The sequence below is a fragment of the Pseudomonas sp. 24 E 13 genome, assembly GCF_900004715.1.
In the GTDB taxonomy this organism is placed as follows: Bacteria; Pseudomonadota; Gammaproteobacteria; order Pseudomonadales; family Pseudomonadaceae; genus Aquipseudomonas; species Aquipseudomonas orientalis_A.
This window is the reverse complement of the sequence record NZ_CVTO01000110.1, coordinates 42,826-52,617: the sequence shown is the minus strand read 5'-3', so window position 1 is coordinate 52,617 and position 9,792 is coordinate 42,826. Positions and strand designations below refer to the sequence as shown.

Genomic DNA, 9,792 nt, shown 5'->3' with positions numbered 1-9,792 from the left:
TCCTGGTCGGCCCTGAGGCCGCCATCGGGGGCAAGCCCCCTCCCACATTTGGACCGGGATCGACTCAACAGCCTGGTCGGCTCCGAGGCCGCCGTCGGGGGCAAGCCCTCTCCCACAGTTAGATCGCAGGGAGCCAGGTAAATACCCGTCGGCGAAAACAACAACGCCCCGTCGAAACGGGGCGTTGTCGTTATTCGCAGCGCCGATTACTTCTTGGCGGCAGGTGCAGCAGGTGCGTCAGCCGCTTCAGCCTTGGCTGGGTCCTTGATGGCCAGCAACTCCAGGTCAAATACCAGCACGGAATTGGCTGGAATCGCCGGGCTCGGGCTCTGGGCGCCGTAAGCCAGGTCGGACGGAATGTACAACTCGACCTTCTCGCCAACGTGCATCAGTTGCAGGCCTTCGACCCAACCCGGGATCACGCCGCTGACCGGCAGGTCAATCGGGCTGCCACGGTCCACGGAGCTGTCAAAGGTAGTGCCGTTGGTGAGCTTGCCGGTGTAGTGAACCGTCACGACGTCGGTAGGCTTGGGCTGGGCGCCGTCGGCTTTCTTCACGATCTTGTACTGCAGACCGGAAGCAGTGGTGACCACGCCGTCTTTCTTGGCGTTGTCTTCGAGGAATTTCTTGCCGGCCGCTGCCGACTCTTCGCTCATTTTGGTCATGCGTTCTTCAGCGCGCTTTTGCAGTGCGGCAAAGGCTTCAACCAGTTCGTCATCCTTGAGCTTCTGCTCTTTCTTGCCGACAGCGTCTTCAATGCCTTGGGCTACCGCTTTGGAGTCCAGGTCATCCATGCCTTCTTGAGCAAGGCTTTTGCCCATGTTCAGGCCGATGCCGTAGGAAGCTTTCTGCGCCGGGGTTTTCAGCTCTACGCTGGTCTGCGAATCACAACCCGCAAGTACCAGGCTAACCAGGGCCACCGCCGCCGCCAACCGATGCTGTTTCATGCTATTTCCTTGTTCATGCGCCAAAAGGGCATTCGAATAAAGTCGCGAGCTTATCAGGCGGCCACGACCAATGGCTACCGGCATGTGAGCAGGAAACGTCTGATAAGTTCACGTGTTTAAAAGCAATTTCATTCATGATGCAGGTCCGCGACGGATCGTGGGACCTGTCATTCCAGACTCATGGCCACTTGCCGCCCCCTTGGCGTAGTGGCATAACAACGCGAACAACCGACAAGGATAGTTAACTTGCGCATTTTTACCCGTGTCTTACTCCTGATCCTCCTGGCACTGGGCCTGGTTCTGGCCGTGGTGCTCTATTACACGATCAACCCCAGGCTGCCGGACTACGTGCCCGTGGAGCAGGTGCACTACCAGGACCAATGGAGTGCCGCCGACCGCCAGACCTATTACTTCACGCCCCAGGGCACCCAGGTCAAAGGCCTGCACTACGACTGGTTCACCGCGCTGGAGCTGCCCTTTTCCGAGCGCCGTTTTGCCTCGCCGGAGTACCTGGCCCGTTTCGGCTTCCTGGTGGACCCGCGGCAAGCGCCCAGCGCGCAAAACCCCGGCAACCTGCCGGTGGGTTTCGCCCGGCATAAAAATGCGGGCAGCAACGTTGAATACCTGGATATCACTTGCGCCGCCTGCCACACCGGCGAGCTGCACTTCAAAGGCCAGGCCCTGCGTATCGATGGCGGCTCCGCCCAGCATGTACTGCCGTCGAGCGTGCCGACCTTGCGCGGCGGCAGCTTCGGCCAGGCGCTGGTCGCCAGCCTTGCGGCGACTTATTACAACCCGTGGAAATTCGAGCGCTTCGCCCGCCAGGTCCTGGGGGAGCGCTACGACGCCGAGCACAGCCAACTGCGCCAGGACTTCAAGCAGTCGCTGAACCGCTTCCTCAAGGTTGCCTGGAACGATACCCACCGTGGCCTATACCCCACCGAAGAAGGGCCGGGCCGCACTGACGCCTTCGGCCGCATCGCCAATGCCAGCTTTGGCGATGCCATTTCCCCGCAAAACTATCGCATCGCCAACGCGCCGGTGGACTACCCGCAATTGTGGGATATATGGACCTTCGACTGGGTGCAATGGAACGGTTCGGCCCAGCAGCCCATGGCCCGCAACATCGGTGAAGCCCTCGGCGTCGGCGCGACCCTGGACTTCTTCGACAGCGCCGGCCAGCCCCTGCAGGGCGATGCGCGCTACCCTTCCAGCGTACGCGTGCGCGACCTGAACCTGATCGAAGAGACCTTGCAACGTCTCAAACCACCCACCTGGCCCGAAGACCTGTTCGGCGCCATCGACAAGCCCCTTGCCGCCCAGGGCCGCGCATTGTTCGCCGAGAACTGCGCCGGCTGTCACGTGCCCACCGTCACGCAAGAAGGCGGCCGGCCGGTGCAGCAACTGAAGATGCTGCCGGTGGACTACATCGGCACCGACCCCGGCACCGCCAACAACATCGCCGACCAGCGCTACGACCTCAGTGCGCTGCAATGGAACCCGGCGGAGCTGGCCGGGCTCAACGTCCAACTGCACCCCACGCCGACCGAGCCACTGGACCTGAAGAAGATGTCCGTGGCCAAGGGCCTGGCCTACGTCACCGCATTCGTCGAGGACCACGCTTACCGCGCCGCCGGCGTGACCCCGGCCGAACGCCCGCGCCTGGACGGGTACGGCCTGCCCATCGGTGTGCGCGAGTTGCGCGCCTACAAAGCGCGGCCACTGGCTGGCGTCTGGGCAACGCCGCCGTTCCTGCATAACGGTTCGGTGCCGACGATCTACCAGTTGCTCTCGCCCCAGGACGAGCGCAGCACCACCTTCTATAAAGGCACCTTCAACTATGATCCGCGCCATCTCGGCTTTGAGACCGACGCGTTCAAGAATGCCTTTGTGTTCGATACCAAAATCACCGGCAACCACAACAGCGGCCACGAATTCCGTGCCGGCCAGCGTGGTAACGGCGTCATCGGCCGTGGCTTGCTGCCGCAGGAACGCTGGGCGCTGCTGGAATACCTCAAAGTGCTGGGCAGCCCGCTGGAGCAACAACTGCCATGATGATTCGATCCCCCTATGACCGCCCCTCCCTGCTCGCCCGCCTCTGGCTGCGCATCGGCGGGTTTCTCGGCAAAACCCTGCTGTGGCTGGTGGGTCTCGGCCTGCTCGGTTGGCTCGGCGCCAGCGCGTGGTACGCCTGGCAGCACAGCGGCCCGGTGTCGCCGGATGAGCAGATTCCGCCCGGTGAAGCCGCCATGACCCAGGGCATCATCCAGACCGCCGTGCGCATCGTCGACCAGCACCGCGAGGGCACGCGCTACCTGCGCGATGCCCACGCCAAGGCCCATGGTTGTGTGAAGGCCGAAGTCAGCGTGCTGGCCGACCTCGATCCGGCACTGCGCCAGGGCGTGTTCGCAACGCCGGGTAAAACCTGGCAGGCGATGATGCGGCTGTCCAACGGCAATGCCTACCCGCAATTCGACAGCATCCGCGATGCCCGCGGCATGGCCATCAAGCTGCTCGACGTACCCGGCAAACAGCTGATGGCCGATCAGCAAGCGCGCACCGAGCAGGACTTCGTGATGTTCAGCCACCCGAACTTCTTTGTCAGCGATGTGGCCGAATATGCGCAGAACATCGGTGCCCAGGCGGATGGCAAAAAAGTGCTGGCGTTCTTCCCCAAGGCCGACCCGCGCACCTGGCAGATACGCCACCTGTTCATCGCCCTGGCCACCCTCGCCCCTGCCCCGGCCAGCCCGACGCAGACCACCTACTTTTCGGTTTCGCCCTACAAGTTCGGTGCGGCCAACGCCAAGTTCCGCGTCGCCCCCGACCCGCAAAGCTGTCCTGAATACACATTGCCCAAACAGAACCAGGACCTGCCGAACTTCCTGCGCAGCGCGCTCAATCAACAACTGTCCACCGACCGCGTGCCGGCATGCTTCGTGTTGCAGATCCAGCGACAGAACCCGCAGACATTCATGCCCATCGAAGACACCAGCATCGAATGGAAGGAAAGCGACGCGCCTTTTGAAACCGTGGCCAGGGTGCGAGTCCCGGCGCAGGACTTCGACACGCCCGCGCTGAATCTCGCCTGCGACAACCAGTCATTCAACCCCTGGTTCGGCGTGGCAGAACACCGCCCCATCGGCGGCATCAACCGCCTGCGCAAGGCGGTGTACGAAGCGGTCAGCGATTATCGCCACAGTCGCAACGCGCCGTAGGCGCAGTGCCTGCATGCCAGCAGAGGAAACCGATGTGAGTCCCGCTTACCTGTATCGCCCGGCAACGGCCGCCGACCTGCCCGCCGCCCATGCACTCTCCGTGCACCTTGAATGGCCTCATCGCGAGGAAGACTGGGCGATGGTGCAGCGCATCTCCGAAGGCTTCGTCGCCGAACAGGACGGTGTCTTGGCAGGCATCGCATTCGCCTGTCATCAGGGGGCCTATTCGTCCATCGGCCTGGTGATCGTCAGTCATGAGCACCGGAGCAAAGGCATCGGACGGCGCTTGATGAATCTGTGCCTGGACGCCGTGGGCCCACGCACGCCGATCCTCAATGCCACCGAGTCAGGCGCGCCGCTGTACGCCAGCATGGGATTCGTTGAATTTGCACGGATTCAGCAATATCAGGGCGTGCCGCAGATGCCGGAGCCCTTGCCCGCGAGCCGCCACGCGCTATGTCGCGTAGTGAACCGGGCCGACTACCCGAAGGTGATCGAACTGGCCAACGCCGGCAGCGGCCTGGACCGCACCGAGGTACTCAACGACCTGCTGCCGAGGGCTGAACACGTGGTGGGCATCGAGATAGAGGGACACCTGCAGGGATGCGCACTGCTCCGCCAATTTGGTCGCGGCCACCTCATTGGCCCCGTCGTCGCGCACCACCCGGAGCAGGCCCGACACTTGATCACTCACCTTCTTCGGTTGATCCCGGGCGCGTTCGTGCGCTTCGATATTCCCAGCGCATGCGGGTTGGCCGACTGGCTGGAGAACCTCGGGCTGCCGTGCGTAGATAACGCGCCACGCATGGTGCGGGGGATACCGCCCCAATCAAGCGCCGGGGTCACCGAATTTGCGCTGGTGACCCAGGCGATCGGCTAATGAATGCCCGCTCGCCGGCGCGTGCAATCGTGCCCTCTTCACAGAGCAGAATGAACAAGTGCAAGGATAAGTGATCCAGGTGCTGCATGACGCCCCTCCCGTTGCAATGTGACGCGAACCGAACGCTGCCTTTGCCTTCAATTTCCCCGATTGCTCTACTGCACACCGAGCGTAGTGCGGTGCCCATCCCGATTAACCCTTGCTCAATTTGGGTATGGCAATGCGACTACCGGTCTTGATTTCACGCAACGCCAGACTCGACTGAATAGACGCAATACCGACCTGGCGCCTCAGCACTTGCTCGATAAAGTCGCTATAGCTGTCGAGATCCTCTGCCAACACTTGAAGCACGTAATCGGCGTCTCCGGTGATTTTGTGGCAGGCCAATACTTGCGGCAATTGCGCAATCACTGCCTCGAAGGCATCCGGCGCATGATCGGCATGGGTGGAAAAGCGGATGTGCACGAACGCCATGATATCCAGCCCGAGCATTCTTCGATCCAGCGTTGCCTGATAACCCTTGATCACGCCCGCCTCTTCCATTCTCTTGCGCCGTCGCCAGCAAGGCGTGAGGCTCAATGAAAGCCGCTCACTGAGTTCGGCATTGGAAATGCTCGCGTCCTCCTGCAACAACTCAAGAATGGCCAGATCGGTCTCGTCGAGGCTGATGCGCCTGGATATATTTTTCTTCATTACGCTGTTCCTGAGTTAAATCGCCCGATAAATATCCTTAAGCATGAAGACAAAGCAAAGAAATCGCGTCCCGACCAGAACAGAATATTTGCACTGGCTCACATTAACGGATGCGCAGAATGTTTACAGTTTTCAGTGATTCCCACCGTCTGCACCATGGCACCGAGTTGAAGGATGGCGTGCTCAAGCCGTCGTTTGAGCAGCCCAGTCGGGCCGACACCGTTTACAACCGTGTCAAGCAAACAGGCCTTGGCCGGATAGTCGAACCGCGCGTGTTTGACCGCGCGTGTTACGTCAACGCCCACAGCGAACGCTATGTGAGTTTCCTGGAAAGTGCCTGGTCGCAGTGGTGCGCCACAGGACGCACCCATGACGCCCTGCCACTGGTATGGCCTGTACGTGACTTGGCCAACGATCAAGTGCCGACGTTCATTGACGGCAAACTCGGTTTCTTCGCAATGGATGCCGGCTCGCCAATCACCGCCACGACCTGGCAGGCCGTCAAGACCAGTGCCGATATCGCCCTGACGGGGCTGGCACTTATCGACGAAGGCCACGACAGCGCCTTTGCCCTGTGTCGTCCGCCGGGCCATCACGCGGCGCGTGAATATATGGGGGGCTACTGCTATCTCAACAATGCGGCCATTGCTGCACAGCAGGCAATCACTCAGGGCGCCAAACGTGTCGCGGTACTCGACGTCGATTTTCATCACGGCAACGGTACCCAGAACATTTTTTATCCGCGCAATGACGTGATGTTCATCTCGCTGCACGGCGAACCGGCCGTGTCCTATCCCTACTATTCGGGGTTCAGCGATGAAATCGGCGCCGGCCACGGCGAAGGGTTCAACCTCAACTATCCATTGCCGAAAAACACCGCCTGGGAACGCTACCGCGACGCCCTGCTTCATGCCTGCGGAAAACTTCAGCAGTTCGCGCCGGAAGTACTGGTGATCTCACTGGGCGTCGACACTTTCAAGGACGACCCGATCAGTCACTTCCTTTTGGAAAGCGAGGATTTCATCGGGATCGGCGAGCTGATAGCGAGTGTGGGTTGCCCCACCCTCTTTGTGATGGAAGGCGGCTACATGGTCGATGAAATCGGCATCAATGCGGTGAACGTACTGCATGGCTTCGAGAGCAAGCGCGCCTGATCCCCCTGACTCTACAACGCGTAACTGGATAGATTGGAGAATAAAAAATGACGCTCTTCCTGGATGTCGATGATGCCGCACGCCTGTTCGCCAAGATTGGTATCCGCCGGGCAATCCGTGAGATGGCCACCTACATCGAAGCAGACTATTTACGCTGGGCGCAGTTTGACAAGTCGCCGCGCACGGCCAATCACTCCGCAAATGGGGTGATCGAGCTGATGCCTACCGACGATGGCAAGCAGTACTCCTTCAAGTACGTGAATGGCCACCCGGACAATGGTCAGCAGAACCTGCTGACGGTGATGGCATTCGGTCTGCTGGCCGATGTCCACAGTGGCTATCCAACCCTGCTCAGCGAGCTGACACTGACCACTGCAGTGCGCACCGCGGCAACCTCGGCACTGGTCGCGCGTGCGCTTGCCCGTCCTGGGGCAACCTCGATGGCGCTCATTGGCAATGGTGCTCAGAGCGAGTTTCAGGCGCTGGCCTTCCACGAAATGCTGGGCATCAATGAAATTCGCATCTTCGATATTGATCGCGACGCCTCACTCAAGCTGCTGCGCAACCTGGCGGCTTTCCCGACGATCAAAGTGATTCACGCCGACTCCATACAGGAGGCGGTCAAGGGCGCGCACATTGTCACCACCGTTACCGCCGACAAGGCCTACGCGACGATCCTGACGGCCGAGATGATTGAGCCCGGTATGCATATCAATGCCGTCGGCGGCGACTGCCCGGGCAAGACCGAACTGCACGCCGACATCCTGCGCAACGCTCGGGTCATCGTGGAGTTTGAACCTCAAACGCGGATTGAAGGTGATATTCAGCAACTGGAGGCCGACTCACCCGTCATCGAGTTTTTCCGGATTGCGCAAGGCGACGTCCAGGGCCGCGAGAACAATGAACAGGTGACGGTATTCGATTCAGTGGGCTTTGCCCTCGAGGATTTCTCATCGCTTCGCTACCTGCAGGTGATGGCGCACGAACATCAAGTCGGCCGGCACATCCACCTGGTACCCACGCCTGAAAATATAAAAAACCTGTTCCAGATGCTTGATCAGCAACCAACCAAAGCCGCCCCTCTGCGCACGGCCAGTTGATCTGCGAGTGACGCCCCAAGGCATCTGCAGCGGGCCGTCACTGCCCCAATAAAACAACACCGTCACCCGCCATTGCATCCTGACAGTGGCGCTGGATACCCATTTTTCTGCCAAAACTCAAAAACATAAGATCAAGAGGTTTTGAAATGAAATCGAATTCATCCGAGCGGGCTGAGCAGCCTGCGCTGCAGCGCACGCTCAGCAATCGTCACATCCAGTTAATGGCCATGGGCGGAGCCATTGGCACGGGTTTGTTCATGGGCTCCGGAAAGATCATCGCCCTCTCCGGCACCTCGATCATCCTCATCTACATGATCATTGGCCTGTTCGTTTATTTCGTCATGCGCGCCATGGGCGAAATGCTGCTATCGAATTTGAATTTCAAGACCTTTGCGGATTTCGCCGGCGCCTACCTGGGGCCTCGCGCCGCATTTTTTCTCGGTTGGTCGTATTGGCTGAGTTGGAGCGTTGCAGTGATCGGCGATGCCGTTGTCGTGGGCGGCTTTTTCCAGTACTGGTTCCCCCAACTGCCTGCCTGGATACCGGCTATCGGGATGCTGGCGACCCTGTTTGCCTTGAACGTGCTGACGGTCAGGCTTTTCGGTGAGGTCGAATTCTGGTTCGCGATCATCAAGATCATCGCCGTCGTGACGCTTATTGGCGTCAGCCTCGTGATGATTGCCAGCTCGTTCGTATCCCCCAGTGGCGTTACCGCGTCCCTGGGTCACCTGGTGGATAAACAGGCGGCATTCCCTAATGGCTTGCTGGGTTTTTTCGCCGGTTTTCAGATGGCGATATTCTCCTTTGCCGGCACCGAACTGATCGGCACCGCGGCGGCAGAAACCCGCTCTCCGGAGAAGACCCTACCCAAGGCAATCAACTCGATTCCGCTGCGAATCATCCTGTTCTACGTGTTGGCATTGGGTTGCATTATTGCCGTGACGTCCTGGCAACAGGTTTCACCTGTGAAAAGTCCTTTTGTCGAACTGTTCCTCGTCGCAGGATTTCCCGCAGCAGCCGGCATCGTTAACTTCGTGGTTCTGACATCCGCCGCTTCCTCGGCCAACAGTGGCGTATTCTCATCCAGCCGTATGCTGTTCGGGCTGGCCAATCAAGACAATGCTCCGGGTATTTTTCGGCGGCTATCGGGCAATAGCGTGCCTCTGCTGAGCCTGGCCTTCACTACATTGTTGATGCTGGTGGGTGTACTTGTGCTGTTCATCGTTCCAGAAGTCATGACCGCATTCACCATCGTTTCCACGGTGTCAGCGATTCTGGTGATATTCACCTGGTCGACTATCCTCGCGTCCTACATTGCCTATCGCAAAAAGCGTCCTGAGCTTCACGCTAAATCTGCCTACAAGATGCCGGGCGGCGTCCCAATGGCAGTGCTCTCACTGGCGTTCATGGGTTTCGTTCTCTGCCTGCTGGCATTGAGACCTGACACCCGCGTTGCCTTGATGGTCATGCCCGGATGGTTCATATGGCTGGCCATTGCTTATCAGCTGACACGTAGCAGGAAGCCTGAAACGGCGGTGGAGTCGGCGAGTCAAATCGGTTGAGCTGCGTCACGCCAGAGCAGCATTCGCTGCTGCTCTGGCGGCGCAACTTGATTGTCTGACTGGAAACCGTGGCTGGAGATGCAATTGCAGCACAATGGTGCAGACGAAAAAAAGCCCGCTCAATGAGCGGGCTTCTTGTGGCGACCTGGCGTTCAGTGTTCCAGGTTGCCGAATATGGCGCAGCGGACGGGACTCGAACCCGCGACCCCCGGCGTGACAGGCCGGTATTCTAACCGAC

Annotated in this window: 8 protein-coding genes and 1 pseudogene; 6 read left to right on the top strand and 3 right to left on the bottom strand. The window is 59.8% G+C overall.

Features of this window, described 5'->3' with window-relative positions; genetic code table 11:
* Positions 1-206: 206 nt before the first annotated feature.
* A complete protein-coding gene (locus BFP90_RS11070; RefSeq protein WP_003190133.1) occupies positions 207-947 on the bottom strand; it encodes an FKBP-type peptidyl-prolyl cis-trans isomerase in 741 nt (246 codons plus the stop codon).
* Positions 948-1,193: 246 nt separating this feature from the next.
* Between BFP90_RS11070 and BFP90_RS11065 the strand changes: the two genes are divergently transcribed.
* From BFP90_RS11065 to BFP90_RS11055, 3 genes are read left to right on the top strand one after another with little or no spacing between them, the layout of a single operon-like run.
* Positions 1,194-3,002: a di-heme-cytochrome C peroxidase gene (locus tag BFP90_RS11065; RefSeq protein ID WP_065896685.1), complete on the top strand. Its 1,809-nt coding sequence runs from the start codon at positions 1,194-1,196 to the stop codon at positions 3,000-3,002.
* Positions 2,999-4,165, top strand: a complete 1,167-nt coding sequence (locus tag BFP90_RS11060; protein ID WP_065896684.1) for a catalase family protein — start codon at positions 2,999-3,001, stop codon at positions 4,163-4,165. Before BFP90_RS11065 ends, BFP90_RS11060 begins: the two co-directional genes overlap by 4 nt.
* Positions 4,166-4,199: 34 nt before the next feature.
* On the top strand, positions 4,200-5,045 hold the full coding sequence (locus BFP90_RS11055; protein WP_083203223.1) for a GNAT family N-acetyltransferase: 846 nt from the start codon (positions 4,200-4,202) through the stop codon (positions 5,043-5,045).
* On the opposite strand, the pseudogene BFP90_RS29600 reads toward BFP90_RS11055, so the two are convergent.
* Positions 5,035-5,133: pseudogene (locus BFP90_RS29600) on the bottom strand (LysR family transcriptional regulator); the annotation flags it as partial. The gene BFP90_RS11055 and the pseudogene BFP90_RS29600 overlap by 11 nt on opposite strands.
* Positions 5,134-5,237: 104 nt before the next feature.
* Positions 5,238-5,738 carry an Lrp/AsnC family transcriptional regulator gene (locus BFP90_RS11050; RefSeq protein WP_065888210.1) on the bottom strand — a complete coding sequence of 167 codons (501 nt, stop codon included), beginning with the start codon at positions 5,736-5,738 and terminating at the stop codon, positions 5,238-5,240.
* A gap of 119 nt (positions 5,739-5,857) precedes the next feature.
* On the opposite strand from BFP90_RS11050, the gene BFP90_RS11045 reads away from it, so the two are divergent.
* The 3 genes from BFP90_RS11045 (at position 5,858) to BFP90_RS11035 (ending at position 9,554) form a co-directional block, all read left to right on the top strand.
* Positions 5,858-6,892 (top strand): histone deacetylase family protein, encoded by a 1,035-nt coding sequence (locus BFP90_RS11045; RefSeq protein WP_065896682.1) that lies wholly within the window; start codon positions 5,858-5,860, stop codon positions 6,890-6,892.
* A gap of 47 nt (positions 6,893-6,939) precedes the next feature.
* On the top strand, positions 6,940-7,992 hold the full coding sequence (locus BFP90_RS11040) for an ornithine cyclodeaminase (RefSeq protein ID WP_065896681.1): 1,053 nt from the start codon (positions 6,940-6,942) through the stop codon (positions 7,990-7,992).
* A 146-nt stretch (positions 7,993-8,138) separates the two neighbouring features.
* Positions 8,139-9,554, top strand: a complete 1,416-nt coding sequence (locus BFP90_RS11035) for an amino acid permease (protein ID WP_065896680.1) — start codon at positions 8,139-8,141, stop codon at positions 9,552-9,554.
* Positions 9,555-9,792: the final 238 nt, after the last annotated feature.